We start from the raw sequence: 17,358 nt of genomic DNA, 5'->3' as shown, positions 1-17,358 counted from the left end.
GTGCTGAGAAAGAGAAAAGACGGAAAAAAATAAAAATTCACAAAGGGTTTAGACTTGTTATATAATAACTTGTTAAGGTTGAAAACCTAGATTTTTTATTTCCCTGCAATTCGCCATGACCGTTAAACCCCGCCGCTATCACATTACCACTTTCGGATGCCAGATGAATAAAGCCGACTCCGAACGGATGGCCGGCATTCTCGAAAATATGGGCTTTGAGTTTTCGGAAGACCCGAACGAAGCTAGTTTGATTCTCTACAATACTTGCACGATTCGCGACAATGCCGAACAAAGAGTTTATTCTAACCTGGGAAGGCAGGCTCACCGCAAGCGCCAAGAACCGGGTTTAACTTTAATTGTAGCGGGATGCGTGGCTCAGCAGGAAGGTGAAGCGCTGCTGCGACGCGTGCCGGAATTAGACTTAGTAATGGGGCCGCAACACGCGAATCGGCTTGAAGATTTGCTGGAACAAGTGTTCGAGGGAAATCAAGTTGTGGCAACTGAAGCTGTTGAGATTATGGAGGATATTACTAAGCCTCGCCGCGATAGTAAGGTGACGGCTTGGGTGAATGTAATTTATGGCTGCAATGAACGCTGCACTTATTGTGTTGTGCCGAATGTTCGCGGGGTTGAACAGTCGCGAACACCGGAGGCAATTCGCGCGGAAATGGAGGATTTGGGCCGCCAAGGTTACAAGGAGGTAACTTTGTTGGGGCAGAATATTGATGCTTACGGTCGAGATTTGCCGGGAACTAAACCGGATGGGAGCAACCAGCATACTTTGACGGATTTGCTTTATTTTGTGCAGGATGTTCCTGGTGTCGATCGCCTTCGATTTGCTACTAGCCACCCGCGCTATTTTACGGAACGCTTAATTAAGGCTTGTGCTGAATTACCGCAGGTTTGCGAACATTTTCACATTCCTTTTCAGTCTGGCGATAATGATATTTTGAAGGCGATGTCTCGGGGTTACACTCAGGAAAAATACCGCAGGATTATTGATACAATTCGCCGCTATATGCCGGATGCTTCGATTACGGCTGATGCGATTGTGGGTTTTCCGGGTGAGACGGAAGTGCAGTTTGAGAAGACTGTGAAGTTAATCGAAGATGTTGGTTTTGATTTGGTGAATACTGCGGCTTATTCGCCGCGCCCTGGAACGCCGGCTGCTTTGTGGGATAATCAGTTGAGCGAGGAGGTGAAAGCCGATCGCCTGCAACGACTAAATCATGTGGTGACAACAACGGCGATGGAGCGATCGCAGCGCTATTTTGGACGAATTGAAGAGGTTTTGGTGGAAGTCCAGAATCTCAAAGATTCAAGTCAGGTGATGGGACGCACTCGCGGCAATCGCCTCACATTTTTCAAGGGCGATATTGCTGAATTGGTTGGTAAAATTGTGCGGGTTAAAATTACAGATATTCGCGCTTTTAGTTTGACAGGGGAAATGCTTTAAATAGTTCTCTGAGTTCCCCGACTTCGCAGAAGTTGTTGGGGAACTAGGTAAGTGCACAAGCATAGGAGCGATCGACTTTTCATATCATTTCCGCGCTTCATCGGAATCATGATTTTTTGAGTCCCGCTCGCTATAAGTAACTCGCGAGCGGGACGCTCGCACTAATGTATAATTCCGATGTAACCGGATTTGATATCACCAGTTTTGTGACTATAATTGGAATAAAGAGAGTTTAAATAAAATGACACAAATTTCTGAATTTGACACGACGCAAAATTCAACTCCGCAAGTTGAATTGCCGCAGCCAAACGAACGCGGAGAGTATTCAAGAACATCCCATCGATATTGGCAAGTGGTAGATTCTGACCCGAACGGTCTCAACTGTCGTATGGGCCCGCATTCTATTCAAGAAATAGAAGACCCGGGGAGCAAGGTAGATTTAAATATTGGCAGTTGGCCTGTGGTTGGCACTTTGAAACAAGGGCAGAAGTTTGAAATCTATCTCGGCCCTAGCGGATTGGGGGTTTTGTATGACGATCGACATCAACCTTGGTTTTTTGTAGAAAAAAGTGAGAATACCGGCGGGCCTCGCAATTGTTTTGTTCGGGCTCGCAGCAGTTTTGTGAAACCGGTACAGCCCAAATAGTCTGTATAGATAATATTGGCTGGAGATGGCTTAGTGCTGCACTCTTTTAATAAGATGTAATTTTTTTACCGCAGAGGGCGCTCTTGACACAGAGGAAGAGTGGGAGGGAGCATCCCATTTTTGCTTTCAGATCGGGGACGGTTGCATCATAATAATATATTTGGATGAGAGCAGTGCGAGCGTCCATAGCGAACGGCAGGGCTAGCGAGCGAGACGCTCGCACTGCGTAAAAAACGCTTTTTACCAAATTGGGATGCTCCCGAGTGGGAGGGAGGAGATAAGTAGTTTTAAGGCGGTTCGTTTCTGCGTTGGCTGCGCTAACTGCGTGTATATTTGTCAAAAAGTACCGGGAGTATTGAAAAATGACGAAGATGCGGATCGGGCTACTCTTTGGCGGGCGATCGGGCGAACACGAAGTTTCAATTAGTTCGGCGCGGGCGATCGCGCGAGCCCTAGCTGCTGACGAAAATGCCTCTAAATACGAAGTTCTGCCCTTTTACATCCAAAAAGACGGCCGCTGGCTGTCGGGAACTTTACCTCAACAAGTATTAGCAGCAGGAAAACCCCTGGAAATAGAGGGACAAGGAGAAGAAGCAGGAGAAGCAGGACAACAAAACTCTTCTTTGTCTTCCCTCTCTCCCCAATTTCCCAGTTTGAATGCAGTAGACGTTTGGTTCCCTGTTTTGCACGGCCCGAACGGCGAAGACGGTACTGTGCAAGGGTTGCTGAAATTAATACAAATTCCGTTTGTCGGTTCCGGGGTTCTAGGTTCGGCGCTGGGAATGGATAAAATTGCGATGAAAATGGCTTTTGCTCACGCTGGTTTGCCGCAGGTAAAATACATCGCTGTCAACCGTTCCGAAATCTGGTCTAATCCTTGCGTTTTCCCCAAACTGTGCGACAAAATTGAAGCCACTTTGGGCTATCCTTGTTTTGTGAAACCAGCGAATTTGGGTTCGTCTGTGGGAATTTCTAAAGCTCGATCGCGCGCCGAATTAGAAGCAGCTCTCGACAGCGCCGCCAGCTACGACAGGCGGATAATTGTTGAAGCAGGTGTGGTTGCTAGAGAATTAGAATGTGCAGTTTTAGGCAACGACAACCCTAAAGCTTCAACGGTGGGAGAAATTAGTTTTCAAAGCGATTTCTACGATTACGAAACTAAATATACCCAGGGACAAGCCGACTGCTCAATCCCGGCAAAAGTCAGCGGTGCGATCGTCTCGCAAATCCAAGAAATGGCAGTGCAAGCATTTTTGGCTGTAGACGCGGCAGGTTTAGCGCGAGTAGACTTTTTCTACATTGAATCAACCGGAGAAGTTTTGATTAACGAAATTAACACTTTCCCCGGCTTTACAGCTACCAGTATGTACCCGCAAATGTGGGCAGCGGACGGCATTTCTTTCCCGGAATTAGTAGACCGTTTAATTCAATTAGCTCTCGAACGGCACGGGGAAAAAGGTTGAATCGCCAGCAGCAAACCCCTGCCGTGCCATCAGCAAAAAATAAGTTATTTCGCAGGTAATATATCCATGCCAGCGGAAACGATATAACATGGTTGTGGCAGGCAGTGCCTGCCGGCAGTCCTATTTCTGCTGGTGGTCTAGCAACTGGGAATTTTCAGCAGGCTGGTATAAATAAATGCAGAATAAAATGGTTAGCGGAGAACGGCGAATAGCAGCGTCAATCTCACATCTTGCATCTCCAATTTTAACTGGGTTAACTTAGATGAGACGTTTCACTCAACTGCCGCAGTGGTGGACTTACGGACTGTTATTTCCCCTAGCGGTACTTAACTGCTGGTTAGCCCTCCTAGTTTTTGAATATTTTCGCGCCCTGATTACAGTTTTGGTAATCGCTACAGTGTTCTCTTTTTTGCTAGATTATCCAGTGCGCTTTCTGCGCACATACGGGCTGAAGCGCGATCGGGCAGTGTTGTCGGTATTGTTTTTGACTTTGCTGGTATTGGTGGTTTTAGGTGTCACTCTGGCTCCTATTCTGCTGAACCAAATTACTGAACTCGCCACCCGACTGCCGACTTGGATAGTTTCTGGTACAGAACAGATTGAAGCGTTCCACAAGTGGGCGGAAAATCGCAATCTCCGCATTGATGTTAGCGGTTTGACTACGCAATTGAGCGATCGACTTTCAGCTCAATTACAGTCTCTCACCGGCGAAATCCTCAAATTTGGCTTGGGTGCGGCAGACAGTCTGTTGAATTTCCTCCTGACAATAGTCCTGACATTCTACTTGCTATTGCACGGCGATCGCGTGTGGGAAGGATTGTTTAAGTGGTTTCCCTCCAAGCTGAGCCTGCAATTGCGACAGTTGCTGGCGCGAAGCTTCCACAACTACTTCGTCGGACAAGCAACTTTGGCGGGTTTGATGGGACTGTCTATCACTGTTGCTTTTTTAATTTTGCGAGTTCCTTTCGGATTGCTGTTCGGTTTGGGTGTGGGTGTAATGACCATGATTCCCTTCGGGGCACCTTTCAGTATTTGCATTGTCAGTTTGCTGATCGTATTAAACAACTTTTGGCTCGGCGTCACAGTTTTAGCTGTCGCTACAGTAATCGAGCAAGTAATTGAAAGCGGGGTGGCTCCTCGGTTATTAGGCGGTTTTATCGGTCTCAATCCCGTGTGGATTTTAGTTTCGCTGCTGGTGGGGGTTAAGGTGGCGGGATTAGCAGGTTTGATAGTTGCTGCGCCGATGGCCGGTTTTATTAAGAATACTGTTGATAGTTTGGAAACTTTGAGGAACAAGTCGAGGGAAATCGATGCGGTTAGTTCCATTGAACCTGCGGAGTAATAAAATTGCTCCGCAGGTTCAAAGTTTAGATTTGAACTCACATCTTGCACCATTGTCAAGAACAGGCTTTCCGGCCTGTTCCACAATAAAACTCATCTCTTGTGGAACAGGCCGGAAAGCCTGTTCCTAAACAAGTAATTGAGAATGGTGCAATATCTCAGTTTGAAGGGAGTTTTTCCCGGCTATTTTGACTGAGCTTTAGTTGGTACTTTAGCTTGAGGCTTTACAGGTTTTTTCCTTCCTGCTTTAGGTTTAGGCTTTCTGGGTGCTTTAGCTGCTGTCATGGATGCAGGCGGGGTCAAAAACCCCGTTTCTACGTTAACGTCGATCGCTCACAACGAAGATTTTGACTCTTAACCGGGCTTTTGCGACTCCATGACTGTTGTAGAGTTCGGATATCAATCCTGTGAATATTTAATGCCAATGCGGAATATCCTGGTCTGCGATCGTAGTCTTGATTGTGGAAGTGTGAGGTAATTCGCCAGTGCTACCTGAGTTCGCGATCGCGCTCAAAAGCTGGAATCCACAATTTGCCTGCGATAGTCCGGTTTCCACCTCACCGTGTAGGGTAAACCCCACCAGGCAATCACCTCTAACAAATGCTTGAATTAAAATTAAAGAGCCTTTAGTTCTAATTTAATTACAGTAGGTGCTAAAAATGCAAAACCCTAATTATAACTCTCCCTCTAACTCCCACCAAATCAATACTGTGTCAACCAAAAATATGCCTGCTGCAACTGTGCGCGATCGCCGTTTTTCTGTGCCCAAAAAACTGGCTTTTTTATCCCTCGTTTTGCTCGGCTCCACCGCAACTGTTGGGTGCAACGCCCTAACTTCTCAAGTTCCTGGAAGTTCTAACGCCATCAAATCTGAACCGGCAAATGCAGCGCCAATCTCAGCATTGCCTGCAAATATACTGCCCTCTCAAGACTCTAATTTTGTCACTAAAGTAGTGCAGGAAGTCGGCCCGGCAGTGGTGCGGATCAATTCTTCTCGCACGGTGAAGAACCAAGTTCCAGATGAGATCCCCCAGCAATTCCGCCGCTTCTTCGGCTCCGAATCTCCCGTTCAACCGGGAAATCGGGTAGAACGGGGTTCGGGTTCGGGCTTTGTTTTTGGTTCCGACGGTCGCATTTTGACTAACGCTCACGTTGTTGACGGTGCAGATACGGTGACGGTAAAACTGAAGGATGGCCGCGAATTTGTCGGCAAAGTTTTAGGCGTAGATACAGTTACTGATGTGGCTGTTGTTAAAATTGAAGCTACCAATTTGCCTGTGGTGAGTTTGGGCAAATCTGAAGAATTAGAGCCGGGAGAATGGGCGATCGCGATCGGCAATCCCCTCGGTTTGGACAATACTGTGACTGTGGGCATTATTAGCGCTACAGGCCGTTCTAGCGCCGATGTCGGTGTTCCCGACAAGCGCGTCAGCTTTATTCAAACCGATGCTGCGATCAATCCCGGCAATTCCGGCGGGCCGCTGCTGAACCAGCGCGGTCAAGTTATCGGGATGAATACGGCGATTATTCAAGGCGCTCAAGGATTGGGTTTTGCCATTCCGATCGATCGAGCACAACAAATTGCCAACCAGTTAGCAACAACAGGTAAAGCCGAACATCCTTATTTGGGGGTTCGGATGTTGAGCATTACTCCCGATGTCAAGGCAGAATTTAATAAAAATCCCAACAGCAAATTGAGGCTGACTGAAGATAAAGGCGTGTTAGTTCTCGGAATTGCCAAAGATTCTCCGGCGGCACAAGCGGGAGTTCGCGTTGCCGATGTGATCAAGAAAATCAACGGTGCAGAAGTCAGCGATGCTGGCAGCGTACAGCAAATTGTCGAGAAAAGTACAGTAGGCAGCAATCTGCAGCTTGAATTGAGCCGCAGCGGACAACCTGTTACTGTGGCGGTGAAAGCGGGTGCTTTTCCAGTGGATCGGCAGCAGTAGAATTGTTGATTGAAACTTAGATATTGCACCATTGTCAATAATTCTTTTATGAACGGGCAAGATGCCTGTTCCACAAGAAAACTCACTCTTTGTGGAACAGGCATCTTGCCTGTTCTTGAGAATGGTGCAAGATGTGAGTTTTAACCGAATTGTGCTGTGAGACGGGTTTAAACCCCGGCGGGATGTCGGGGGTTCTAGTTAAACTAAGTTACCATAATTTATATGGGTTATTAAGAGGTAGAAAAATGGCTAACATTAATCGGAGGCGTACTGAAAATATTAACGGTAACTTTTATGTAGACAGTACCTGTATTGACTGCGATACTTGTCGGTGGATGGCACCCGAAGTATTTGGTCAAGCAGGAGAACAGTCTGCGGTTTACCAGCAGCCAACTAATGAAACTGAAGAAATGCGATCGCTCGCAGCTCTTTTGTCTTGTCCCACAAGTTCCATCGGCACTGTTGAAAAACCCAAAAGCATCAAAGAAGTTCAGCAACAGTTGCCCGCACTCGTAACAGAAAATGTTTACCACTGCGGCTACCATTCCGAGAAATCCTACGGTGCTGCTAGCTATTTAATTGTCCGTCCAGAGGGCAATGTTTTAGTTGATTCTCCCCGTTTTGTGCCGCCGCTAGTCAAAAACATAGAAGCAATGGGTGGCATTCGCTATCTGTACTTGACTCACCGCGACGACGTAGCAGACCATCAACAATACCGCGATCATTTTGGGTGCGATCGCATCCTTCATGCTGACGAAATTAACGCAGGTACTCGCAGTGTAGAAATTCAATTGTTTGGGAACGAACCGCATCAAATCGCAGATGACTTGTGGATTATACCTGTACCCGGCCACACGAAAGGTCACACAGTTTTGCTTTACAATAACAAGTTTTTGTTCAGCGGCGACCATCTTGCTTGGTCGGAAAGTTTGCAGCAGCTAGTTGGCTTTCACGAAGTCTGTTGGTATTCTTGGCCGGAACAAATCAAATCTATGCAAAACTTGGCTAATTACTCGTTTGAATGGGTGTTGCCGGGACACGGCCGCAGGTATAATGCCGATCGACAAACAATGAGCAATCAAATGCAAAAGTGTATTGCTTGGATGGTAGATGCTTAATGCGATCTGGTTCATAACTCCGACTCAGCCAGATTCATTTGACCCCGGTAGCCTGTAAAAATCCGACTGCCATCTTTGAGAATATGAATCTCCATCCGATCGCTCGCCCAAGTGAGTTGATCCTCAAAAGCAGGATTGAAAAGATGGACGCGCTGGTTGCTGGAAGAAACGAGAGAATCGGGTGAGTTGACTGCCCAAAAATGACCTAGCGGCACCATCGATTAAAATATCGAGTTGTTCCAGCAACTCCTCAACACCGGCGGGCCCCTGTTGCGATCGCAATTGTTCTAACGTGAAGCCCGTAAACGACATGACATTTAATCCTGCTGCTTTGACTTGGCGTGCCAAATCTGCCAAGGCGGGAGCTTGCCAGAAGGGTTCTCCGCCCGAAAAGGTGACACCCTGGTTGCGAGGGTGACTGAGAATCTGCTGGGCAAGGGCATCAACGCTGATTAGTCGATCGATCTCAAGAGACCAGGAAGCCGGATTAAAGCAGCCTGGACACTCCCGCAGACATCCTTGCACCCAGATGACGGCTCGACAACCCGGCCCATTTACTTCTGACTCATCTACATATCCCATGATGTTGAGATAGCCAGGGGGAATGTCTAAAAGCTGAAAATATGGGTTTGTTTTGTGGCGTTGCTGATTTACGGTATGAAAGGCTAAATATGCAATCATAGAAACCAGTATCCACAAAGCTTCTGGATTTTCAACTAATTTTTTTCATACCCTGATTAAGCAACGCCAAGGTATAGCCTTTATCAAAAAGGTGAGGTACGAATTTTGACCTGGAAAGCATGACAATACAGGGTTTCTGTATACCTCATTTATCTGAGAACCGCTATACAAAGTTTGACGCAATAAATGTCTCCCACATGAGACGCGCACGGCAAACCTGTGAAATTGCCCTTACTTCCCCAGTTTTATCCGTGCTTTGGGGGGGTAATCTTTATCCCTCGGCTCTTTTGTCAAGAACGTTATCAATCGTTACTTCACTGGCGCTTCTGGCTACGAAGGTTGCCAATTTACCCATTAACGTTGAGAGCCTGATCTTTTGTGGTATTATTCTAATTCTAGGTCTGACAATACCAGGAGCGAGCAGTTTTGGCGCGACAAATCCCGGTGGAATCAAACCACCGCAGTAAATGCAGACATGACCGATGTTGGAATATTAAGGTATCGAAATGTTCTGGACTAATTTGGTCAAACTCCAACGAACATGGAATATGGAATAAAGACATAATTTGACAATCCAGTTATTACTTTCGGATGAGACATTGTAGGAAACCAATGATAGAACGTATCAAAATAAACAAGAATCAAACCACCACAGCGGACTGGCGACTCACTCCTGGCTACTTGCATGAAGGTAGATCGGATTTTGAATCAGCACATATTTTGTTAGGTCGTTTTTTGGCCGATAGAACCTCAGAAGACCCCTTGGTAGAAAAACAACTATTTGCCAGCGACGGCATTTTTGAGTGGGGACACGCCAAGCCTTTAGAAAAAGTGATTAATTCACGGTTCGACTTGGATTTTCTACTGTTGCATCCCAATTTGTTACGCAACTGTATTACTATCATCGAACCTTGGGAACACGTAGGCGTTAACGCTAAGGGCGAAGATGTTCGGGCTTCCAAAAATGTCGCCTACATTGCTCAGAAACTCGCCGATATGGACTCAGTATTACTACCTGTTTGGTCAACAGGAGTCCTCGATCCAGAAATAGTTGTTCCCGCAATTAACTCTGGTTATGCCGTAGTCGTCGAAGGTGGTGATCCATCAACATACGATGCCTCCACCTGGACAAGTCCGGCGTGTCCGCGAGAGGATATGTTTGCATTAGTGGAAAAACTATTGATCTCGCGCTCGCCCACCAGTGCTGCTGCCATCTTTATTTGTGTGGGACACCAGTTAGCTGCTGAATGTCATATACGGCTCATCCGTCGTGCAGTCAAAGAAGTTTTGGGCACGGCATCTCTGGAGCGCGATCGCTCAGGCATGGCTCTGAGATCGTTGCAAGAAGTCTGCCAGCGCATCGAAGCAATGGGCAAGACACTCGAAGTCAAAAAGCGTGATGGACGAGTGGTTGCTACTGGCTGGAATGACGAGCATTTTGCCGTGACGCGCAATGAATTAAAAGAAGTAGGCGATCGTGTGTTGTTGCCTTATCAGTCTCCAGACGGCGATGCTTTAGGTATTCCTTGGGAAATTATCCATGCTCATGATGTCACAGCCGACAGCCATGAAGGCGTGATTGACACAACAATTCAATATGAGGCCAGAGTATCAATTTCGATGTTTCATTCGGATGAAGTCAACGAAGAAGCAATGTTGTTTGCAAACTGGGCTTACCGCAGTATTCATGATGCTATTGTTCCCTATCGGCATATCATCGCTGGTAGCTCTCTGAGTTGGCTAATACAACTGCCCGACGCCATTGAAATTCTGTGTTCAACAGCAGAGGAAGATGGTGAAATAGTTACCGAATGTTCAGCAACCTGCATTAACTACAAAGACTTTGAAACTAAGAAAATTCGACGCTCGTTTACTTGCCAATTCCATCCAGAACTGCTCTCAGATTTGCGTGCGATCGGTAACAGTGAAGCTCCATCATATGCAAGATTGAAAAATGATGATGGTGTCCGCTTATTTGTCCGACTGCTGTATGCAGGAATGCAAGAGTAAGGCTGTTAGCTTGCGCCACACAATTAGTGGCGCAAGCGGTGCTTTTAGGGATGACTATAATTATTAATTTATGGCGTTGCTGAGTTAGAGTATGAATAGGAGGAATAATTTATGCAATGAAAGCGAATGTAAATCAACCCATATCCGTAACACGATATTCCCATTCCTGGGGCATTCATACCTTAATTCAGTAACGCCTGTTTTGTGAGGTTTCATCGGTTCTTTGCCTCTTGTTTTAATAAGGGGTAACGCACTGGAATTCCTGTGACACGTTCAATGCGATCGCCAAAAACCTCTAGCACTTCAGGATGGACTTGCTTGAGTTGCCTTGTCGGATATAAACAGGCATTGGGCGGATCGTTCCCTCGTGCTTCTAGCTGGTGCGTCAGGGGGCAAAGTCGCGTCGGCGTGTTGAGTTGGATTTCGTCGGGCAGTAATGCTTGCATCCGCCGGATGTACTCTGCCCGATCCTGTTCGTTCCAGTCGGTGAGTAGCATCGTCTGAATTGCCAGGTGTCCTGAATAGAGTTGGCGAAATCGGAGGAGACCGGCCCAAATGTCCTGGAGGTTGATGGTTGGCATGGGGCGATTGATGCGACGGAATGATTCAGCAGCAATAGCATCAACTTTGACAGCTACCCAATCGGCGATCGCCAGTTCCTCACACACCGCGCGATCGCCCAGCAAACTGCCGTTGGTCAATACCCCAACCGGCTTCCTAGTCATCTCCTTCGCCATAACCAGAATTTCGCCTAAATTCAGCGCCAGAGTTGGCTCACCGCTACCGCTGAGGGTGATGGTGTTCACATTGCCGACAGGGAAGGATTGCAGATCCTGTTGAATTTTCTGAGTCGGTACAAAAATCTGGCGGTTGCAACTCTGGTGCTCAATCTCACCTAACTGGCAATACACACAGTTAAATGAGCAAGTAGAATCTGGCCCGATCGGATCGATCCCTAGCGATCGGCCAAAGCGCCAGGATTGCACTGGGCCGTAAACAGAAGTGAAGGGTTTAGTGACAGTAGACATGGCTTCAGGTCGATATCCAATTTTATGAAGGTGTACCATTTTGAGTCGGTGGCATCACCACTTTTCGGGCGACACCCAATTTCTTTAACAGCCAAATTGCCCACCAGGTCGGATCGTACTCCCACCAGCGCCAGCCTGCTTTGGCAACGTTAGGATGGGCGTGGTGGTTATTGTGCCAACCTTCGCCATAGGTGAGAATAGCCGCCCACCAAAGATTGCGGGAGTTGTCGTTTGTGTCAAAGGTACGGTATCCCCACAGGTGAGTGACCGAGTTAATAAACCAAGTGCTATGCCAGAGTAAAACAGCTCGGACAAACATACCCCAGATCGCAAATGACCATCCCCCCAGTGCATACAGCAGTAGCCCCAAGGGGATTTGCAGCAGCAAAAAGTTGCGATTCAGCCAGCAATAAAATCGATCGCGTGTCAGATCGGGGGCAAACCGCTGGTACTGTTCATAGTCGAAAAATTCTGAATTGGGGTAGAAAATCCACAGCATATGGCTCCACCAAAACCCCCGACGGGCAGAGTAAGGATCTTTATCGACATCCTCGGTATAGGCGTGGTGTAGCCGATGACCCGCAACCCAGAAAATTGGCCCTCCTTGTAGAGCAAAGGCACCAATCAGGGCGATCGCATATTCCAGCAATTTAGGAACCTGAAAACTGCGATGGCTCAATAGGCGGTGATAGCCCAAACAAATGCCAATACTGCCAAATAACCAGTGCAAAAAGATAGTCATACCCACGGCAGACCAGGAGAAGAACCAAGGTGCTAAAAATGCGATGGCATGAATTGTGGTGAAAAAGAATACCGCAGTCCAATCCAGCGGATATCGAGTCGGAGTTGTTTGCATTTAAAAATCTCAAATAGCTTTGGAAAACGTTGTGATTGTGCGATCGCCTGTACGATCGCCGAGGTAAGCATCAAACACAGATGCAATATTGCGAATCAGCAATCGCCCGATCGCAGTTACTTCAATGCCATCGCCCCAACGTTTGATTAACCCATCGGCTTCTAAGGGATCGAGTTTGGGAAGTTCCTGGGCGAAATAGTCATTGAAATCGAGATCGAATCCGAGATGGTATTTTTCTTCTAAATCTTGCACCGACAGTTGGAATTGACACATCAATTCCATGATGACCGTGCGCCGAATCAGATCGTCCTGGTTGAGTCGAACGCCTTTTTCGATCGGTAATTCACCCGCATCGATCGCCCGATAAAAGTCTTTTAATCCCTTGTGGTTTTGGGTATATACATCCTGCAACATACTGATGGAAGTCATGCCAAAGCCCAACAGATCTGATTCGGGCTTGGTTGTATACCCCTGAAAATTGCGATGGAGTTGACCCGCTTGTTGGGCGATCGCCAGTTCATCATTTGGCTTGGCAAAGTGATCCATGCCAATAAACACATAGCCATTTTGCGTCAGTTGGGCGATCGTACTTTGCAGAATTTTCAGCTTTTCGCCAGCAGTCGGCAAAGCAGATTCCGGCATCCGTTTCTGAATCGGTTTTATCCAGGGAACATAGGCAAAATTAAAGACGGCAATGCGATCGGGATTTAATTGCAAGGTCTTCTGTACCGTTTCCTGGAACGTTGTTTGTGTCTGGAAAGGTAAGCCGTAAATCAAATCTACATTGACACTTTCAAACCCTGCTTCCCGAATCCAATCCATCACATCAAACAACATCGCTTCGGGCTGCACCCGATTGATTGCTTCCTGGACGGTGGGATTAAAATCCTGAATACCAAAGCTAATCCGATTGAAGCCTAATTGTCGCAGAAATAGAATGTATTCGCGATCGATATAGCTAGGATTGACTTCGATCGATATTTCTGCTGCAGCATCAAAACTAAAATAATGATTGAACTGATTCCAGAGACACTCTACCTGACTTCGATCGAGATAATTGGGAGTGCCACCGCCCCAGTGCAACTGATGCACCAGCCGATCGGCATCCACCAAACTGGCAACTTGGCGAATTTGGCGAGCGAGATAGCCTAAATATGGTTCTACCACCTCCTTGCGCTGGGTGATGATGGTATTGCAGCCGCAGAAATAACAGGGCGTTTCACAAAACGGAATGTGGCAGTAAAGCGATAAGGGGGTTTGTTTGTGATTGCCGACGGCGATCGCGGTTTTAAATGCGTTGCGATCGAAGTCAGTAGTTAATTCTGTGGCGGGTGGATAGCTGGTATAGCGGGGTAAAGGCTGGTTGTAGGTATTCAACAATGCAGCATCAAATTCAACTGTTTGTGATAACTGTTTCATAAACTGATGTGTCCTTCTGTTGTTGTGTAAGTTCAGAACCCCGGCATATTTTAGAGATACGATCGATCTTGTTTTCCTTGGGCGAGTTATTGCGCGACAGATTCTCGCTTGGCATGAGGGCTGCGGCTTTCTGTGCTGCCGGGGCGATCTTGCCGAGTCAGCAAATCAAAGGTATGTTCTCCAATCGCCGCTTTTACATCGGCTTCGAGTTCGTGCATTACATCCCGGTTGAGGGCAAATGCCACATTTGCTTCTGCGACAATTCGCTCGATTGTGTCAGCATCCACCGGAAACTCATCCAGGGTTTGGCGATAGCGTTCCTTAAATACTCGCCTTGCTTCTGGTGTCGAGATTTGGGAAAATTCATAGAAATTTGTTCCCCGATCCGGCGGCAGAGACAACGCCGATCGAATCACCTTTTTCAAGCTTTGTCCGCCGGATAAATCACCCATGTAGCGGGTGTAGGCATGGGCAATCAGCAGGACTGGATCGGTTTCTGAGAGGGCTTGAATGCGATCGCGATACACGCAACCCGCTGGAGAAGCCGTAATTTCCTCCAGCCAATTTTCACCGTAATAAAAAGCTAGATCGCCAGCCAGATTCTCAGTGCGATTTAACTCAGGGAAATAGAGGGCCCCGATAATCGGGTGGTTGACATGGTTCTGCAAAGCCGTTTCTAGGGCGCTGTAAACAAAGTACAAATCGGCAAATAGTTTACGCAAAGGTTCCCGTTCCACAATGCCTTTCAGAAAGCATTTCATAAATGCCGTATTTTCTGCTGTGGTGTGGGATTGCATCGTGCCTTCTCGGAGGCGTGTGGATAGATTAGTCATGGGAATATCTCCTAATTAATAGCGGTTCTGGACGCTTCAGCATTAATCGAGGGCAGTAAATAAAGGCGCAACAACTGCCAGAAGATCGCAGCAATCCAGGGTAATTTTTGGCAAAATTGGATAGCTGCAGGGCGCTGGTTACTTGAGATTTCTGCTAGCTTCTGATTGGCGATCGCACATCGATCCAAACGGGGAAAGAATTCTGGATGGTGGGTATCTAAAATACTGGGAAACGCCCGTTTTGCCGTTTCATTGGTGTGATGAATCACCTGCTTGTTGTATTCCTGGGGGTCGATCCCGATCGAGTCATAAAATGTGGAGCGTTCCAACACCGTCATTGTGTGGGTGGCAAACACCGTCAGTAGGAAAAAGCGCGCCCAGAGTCTTGCCTTCCAGTTATTCCAGAGTTGAGGTTGCGATCGCAACAATGCCTTAAAGAAATCCCCATGCCGATTTTCGTCCTGGCACCAATTCTCGAAGTAGCGAAACAAGGGATAAATTTGATATTCGGGATGTTGTTCGAGATGGCGATACACCAAAATATAGCGCCAGTAGCCAATCTTTTCCGACAGATAAACAGTATAAATTACCCATTCTGGAGGGAAGAATGTGTAGGTACGATTTTTTGTTAAATAGCCCAGATCAAGAGACAACCCAAAATCGGTCATCGCCTTATTCAAGAAACCGGCATGGCGCGCTTCATCCCGTGCCAGTAGGTTAAAGGCTTCCGATAACAAAGGTTGGCGATTCTTGAGTTTGCGGGAGAGTTCTTTGAACAACAGAAAACCAGAAAATTCTGAGGTACAGGATCGCTCTAGAAAGTCAATAAATGCCTTTCGCGTTTCGCCATCAATGTTGTCCCAGGATTGCTCAAACTCCTGATTGCGGACAAAATGGTGGCGGTTATAGTCCGCGCGCAATTCTGCTACAACTGCTTCTAATTCCGCTTGTTGCCCGGACAGATCCATTTCGGCAACGGCATCAAAATTGGTGGTGTAAAAGCGGGGTGTTAACAGGGTTTCTTGAACAGGTGCTTTAATGCTGGATGGCAAACCAGCCGAGTCCGATTTACTAATTGAACTGACCATAGGAGTGGAGAGTGGATTGTTCGGAATTGATGACTGTGTACCAATTGTTCCTGAATCCGCGATCGCCCACAAGTCAGTTACCAGTGGTATCCTATAGTTACTTGAGGTAAAGCATTGAAGCCAATAGGACGCTTGAGCCATTTCTAAAGAAATATGGAAATTATCGTGAAGGCAACTGTGAAGGGAGTTTATGGTGGAAGCCAGTCAGTGCGTAGAGGTTAAATGTCCGATTCAATTTGTGCTGGATTTGTTGGACAATAAATGGTCAATTTTGGTTCTACGCGAACTGTTTGGAGGCGATCGCCGTCCTCACGAATTACTCGCGGCGCTTCCGGGAATCAGCACCAAAACCCTCACCCAACGCCTACGAGAGATGGAATCTCAAGGGTTAGTCGATCGCCGTGTTTATGCCGAGATTCCGCCCCGTGTAGAATATTCCCTCACGCCCAAGGGTCGCCAAATTCAACCGGTGATGGCTGCCCTACATCAAGTAGGATCGCAGTGGCTGGGACAGGAGAGTTGTATTTGTCCGCTGATACACTTGGATGCTGAGGACGATCGGGTGGACGCTTCAGGTCTAATTTCAGATTAAAAATGTCAGAATTATTGATCTCTCCCTTCTCTGACTCAGTGTCCTCTGCGTCCTCTGCGGTTTAATCATTCCGGTTCTGGCGGGTGAATTCCCGTCTGTTAAGTTAAGCCCCGCTAAGAATTCGCCTTTGGAATAGCGACCAAAGTCATAGAATTAGCCGGGTAAGTTGCCTGAAAACCAGCAGCGGTGACACCTAAATCGCTCTGACGGGCGATCGCCCCCAAATTCCCTTCACTGTAAGTGTAAAATTGAGCTTTCCCTGCAGGTTTAAATCCTTTCAAACTCAAGTTGCTGGTCAAATTTTTGTTTGTTTTATTAATAATTACCAGCGTCAGAGTACCATCGCTGCTGCGATCGGCTGCGTAGATTGACAAAAGCCCCCGATCTGTGCTATCCGATCGCACCCACGTATCGCCATACTTACCGCCTTTTCCGTCGTAATTCATGTACATTCGGAAAGCATAAGCACCAGGTTCCGAGGACTTCGGAGGCCCCCACAGCGTCGCTAAATCCACTTGTTCCCGCCCAAAAATCCCCAGTACATCGGCTTGGGTTAACGCCCCATTAATTGACTCCAAACCGCCCCAATTATATTCAGTAATTGCGACCTTTGTACCGGGATAATCCTGGTTTACCCACTCTCGAAACCGGGGAATAATTGTTAGCGGCGGATTGGATTTACCCAGCCAACTTTCATCAGTGTAAGTGCTGTCCCACAGAGAACGAGTCGATCGCAGTCGCAGCGCTTGGGTTTTGGCATCGCCGGCGGGACAATTCGCCAAACAGCCGTCATCCGCGACAGGATAAGTAGTTAAGCAAAATTAATTACATAATTATCTCCAAATTCTTTAAGAATTCTTTCTACAGATGAAACAAGA

At 47.1% G+C, this 17,358-nt stretch carries 16 protein-coding genes; 8 read left to right on the top strand and 8 right to left on the bottom strand.

The features are described from left to right. Nucleotides 1-115: 115 nt before the first annotated feature. The 4 genes from miaB (at nt 116) to QUA02_RS22380 (ending at nt 4,907) form a co-directional block, all read left to right on the top strand. Entirely contained in the window at nt 116-1,456 is a 1,341-nt protein-coding gene (gene miaB, locus QUA02_RS22395) for a tRNA (N6-isopentenyl adenosine(37)-C2)-methylthiotransferase MiaB (protein WP_333030773.1), read from the top strand. Nucleotides 1,457-1,697: 241 nt separating this feature from the next. Continuing rightward, on the top strand, nt 1,698-2,102 hold the full coding sequence (locus QUA02_RS22390) for a hypothetical protein (protein ID WP_333030771.1): 405 nt from the start codon (nt 1,698-1,700) through the stop codon (nt 2,100-2,102). 362 nt (nt 2,103-2,464) lie between these two features. Beyond that, entirely contained in the window at nt 2,465-3,565 is a 1,101-nt protein-coding gene (locus QUA02_RS22385) for a D-alanine--D-alanine ligase family protein (protein WP_333030769.1), read from the top strand. A 262-nt stretch (nt 3,566-3,827) separates the two neighbouring features. Next, nucleotides 3,828-4,907 (top strand): AI-2E family transporter, encoded by a 1,080-nt coding sequence (locus QUA02_RS22380; protein ID WP_333030767.1) that lies wholly within the window; start codon nt 3,828-3,830, stop codon nt 4,905-4,907. 414 nt (nt 4,908-5,321) lie between these two features. On the opposite strand, the gene QUA02_RS22375 is transcribed toward QUA02_RS22380, so the two are convergent. Beyond that, complete coding sequence (locus tag QUA02_RS22375) at nt 5,322-5,486, bottom strand: hypothetical protein (RefSeq protein WP_333030766.1); 165 nt, start codon at nt 5,484-5,486, stop codon at nt 5,322-5,324. A gap of 79 nt (nt 5,487-5,565) precedes the next feature. On the opposite strand from QUA02_RS22375, the gene QUA02_RS22370 reads away from it, so the two are divergent. Next, complete coding sequence (locus QUA02_RS22370; protein ID WP_333030764.1) at nt 5,566-6,855, top strand: HhoA/HhoB/HtrA family serine endopeptidase; 1,290 nt, start codon at nt 5,566-5,568, stop codon at nt 6,853-6,855. A 245-nt stretch (nt 6,856-7,100) separates the two neighbouring features. Continuing rightward, nucleotides 7,101-7,973, top strand: coding sequence for an MBL fold metallo-hydrolase (locus tag QUA02_RS22365; RefSeq protein ID WP_333030762.1), 873 nt, complete (start codon nt 7,101-7,103; stop codon nt 7,971-7,973). 123 nt (nt 7,974-8,096) lie between these two features. Here the strand turns inward: QUA02_RS22365 and QUA02_RS22360 are convergent, their stop codons facing one another. Beyond that, nucleotides 8,097-8,654 carry a 4Fe-4S single cluster domain-containing protein gene (locus QUA02_RS22360; protein WP_333030760.1) on the bottom strand — a complete coding sequence of 186 codons (558 nt, stop codon included), beginning with the start codon at nt 8,652-8,654 and terminating at the stop codon, nt 8,097-8,099. Nucleotides 8,655-9,266: 612 nt separating this feature from the next. On the opposite strand from QUA02_RS22360, the gene QUA02_RS22355 reads away from it, so the two are divergent. Further along, on the top strand, nt 9,267-10,664 hold the full coding sequence (locus tag QUA02_RS22355; RefSeq protein WP_333030758.1) for a hypothetical protein: 1,398 nt from the start codon (nt 9,267-9,269) through the stop codon (nt 10,662-10,664). Nucleotides 10,665-10,876: 212 nt separating this feature from the next. On the opposite strand, the gene QUA02_RS22350 is transcribed toward QUA02_RS22355, so the two are convergent. The 5 genes from QUA02_RS22350 to acsF form a co-directional block, all read right to left on the bottom strand. Next, nucleotides 10,877-11,692, bottom strand: coding sequence for a radical SAM protein (locus QUA02_RS22350; protein WP_333030756.1), 816 nt, complete (start codon nt 11,690-11,692; stop codon nt 10,877-10,879). A 22-nt stretch (nt 11,693-11,714) separates the two neighbouring features. After that, complete coding sequence (locus tag QUA02_RS22345) at nt 11,715-12,548, bottom strand: acyl-CoA desaturase (RefSeq protein ID WP_333030754.1); 834 nt, start codon at nt 12,546-12,548, stop codon at nt 11,715-11,717. A 9-nt stretch (nt 12,549-12,557) separates the two neighbouring features. Next, on the bottom strand, nt 12,558-13,967 hold the full coding sequence (hemN, locus tag QUA02_RS22340; protein WP_333030752.1) for an oxygen-independent coproporphyrinogen III oxidase: 1,410 nt from the start codon (nt 13,965-13,967) through the stop codon (nt 12,558-12,560). 86 nt (nt 13,968-14,053) lie between these two features. Continuing rightward, nucleotides 14,054-14,800 (bottom strand): biliverdin-producing heme oxygenase, encoded by a 747-nt coding sequence (locus QUA02_RS22335; protein WP_333030750.1) that lies wholly within the window; start codon nt 14,798-14,800, stop codon nt 14,054-14,056. 11 nt (nt 14,801-14,811) lie between these two features. Next, complete coding sequence (gene acsF, locus QUA02_RS22330) at nt 14,812-15,888, bottom strand: magnesium-protoporphyrin IX monomethyl ester (oxidative) cyclase (RefSeq protein ID WP_333030748.1); 1,077 nt, start codon at nt 15,886-15,888, stop codon at nt 14,812-14,814. 190 nt (nt 15,889-16,078) lie between these two features. On the opposite strand from acsF, the gene QUA02_RS22325 reads away from it, so the two are divergent. Then, nucleotides 16,079-16,480, top strand: a complete 402-nt coding sequence (locus QUA02_RS22325) for a winged helix-turn-helix transcriptional regulator (RefSeq protein WP_333030746.1) — start codon at nt 16,079-16,081, stop codon at nt 16,478-16,480. Between the two features lie 113 nt (nt 16,481-16,593). Here QUA02_RS22325 and QUA02_RS22320 read toward each other — a convergent pair whose 3' ends face one another. Beyond that, nucleotides 16,594-17,262: a hypothetical protein gene (locus tag QUA02_RS22320; protein WP_333030745.1), complete on the bottom strand. Its 669-nt coding sequence runs from the start codon at nt 17,260-17,262 to the stop codon at nt 16,594-16,596. Nucleotides 17,263-17,358 lie beyond the last annotated feature (96 nt).

Origin of the sequence: Microcoleus pseudofavosus SVA1_A4 (assembly GCF_036700565.1) — a bacterium.
In the GTDB taxonomy this organism is placed as follows: domain Bacteria; phylum Cyanobacteriota; class Cyanobacteriia; order Cyanobacteriales; family Microcoleaceae; genus Microcoleus.
The sequence above is the reverse complement of the archived record's forward strand: the minus strand, read 5'-3'. Positions and strand labels throughout refer to the sequence as shown.

What these genes read in the sequence shown, in the direction of transcription:
- acsF (WP_333030748.1), bottom strand. Translation starts at nt 15,888, where the DNA reads ATGGTCAGTTCAATTAGTAAATCGGACTCGGCTGGTTTGCCATCCAGC.
- QUA02_RS22325 (WP_333030746.1), top strand. Translation starts at nt 16,079, where the DNA reads ATGGTGGAAGCCAGTCAGTGCGTAGAGGTTAAATGTCCGATTCAATTT.
- QUA02_RS22390 (WP_333030771.1), top strand. Translation starts at nt 1,698, where the DNA reads ATGACACAAATTTCTGAATTTGACACGACGCAAAATTCAACTCCGCAA.
- QUA02_RS22360 (WP_333030760.1), bottom strand. Translation starts at nt 8,654, where the DNA reads ATGATTGCATATTTAGCCTTTCATACCGTAAATCAGCAACGCCACAAA.
- hemN (WP_333030752.1), bottom strand. Translation starts at nt 13,967, where the DNA reads ATGAAACAGTTATCACAAACAGTTGAATTTGATGCTGCATTGTTGAAT.
- QUA02_RS22385 (WP_333030769.1), top strand. Translation starts at nt 2,465, where the DNA reads ATGACGAAGATGCGGATCGGGCTACTCTTTGGCGGGCGATCGGGCGAA.
- QUA02_RS22365 (WP_333030762.1), top strand. Translation starts at nt 7,101, where the DNA reads ATGGCTAACATTAATCGGAGGCGTACTGAAAATATTAACGGTAACTTT.
- QUA02_RS22350 (WP_333030756.1), bottom strand. Translation starts at nt 11,692, where the DNA reads ATGTCTACTGTCACTAAACCCTTCACTTCTGTTTACGGCCCAGTGCAA.
- QUA02_RS22370 (WP_333030764.1), top strand. Translation starts at nt 5,566, where the DNA reads ATGCAAAACCCTAATTATAACTCTCCCTCTAACTCCCACCAAATCAAT.
- QUA02_RS22335 (WP_333030750.1), bottom strand. Translation starts at nt 14,800, where the DNA reads ATGACTAATCTATCCACACGCCTCCGAGAAGGCACGATGCAATCCCAC.
- QUA02_RS22355 (WP_333030758.1), top strand. Translation starts at nt 9,267, where the DNA reads ATGATAGAACGTATCAAAATAAACAAGAATCAAACCACCACAGCGGAC.
- QUA02_RS22345 (WP_333030754.1), bottom strand. Translation starts at nt 12,548, where the DNA reads ATGCAAACAACTCCGACTCGATATCCGCTGGATTGGACTGCGGTATTC.
- QUA02_RS22380 (WP_333030767.1), top strand. Translation starts at nt 3,828, where the DNA reads ATGAGACGTTTCACTCAACTGCCGCAGTGGTGGACTTACGGACTGTTA.
- miaB (WP_333030773.1), top strand. Translation starts at nt 116, where the DNA reads ATGACCGTTAAACCCCGCCGCTATCACATTACCACTTTCGGATGCCAG.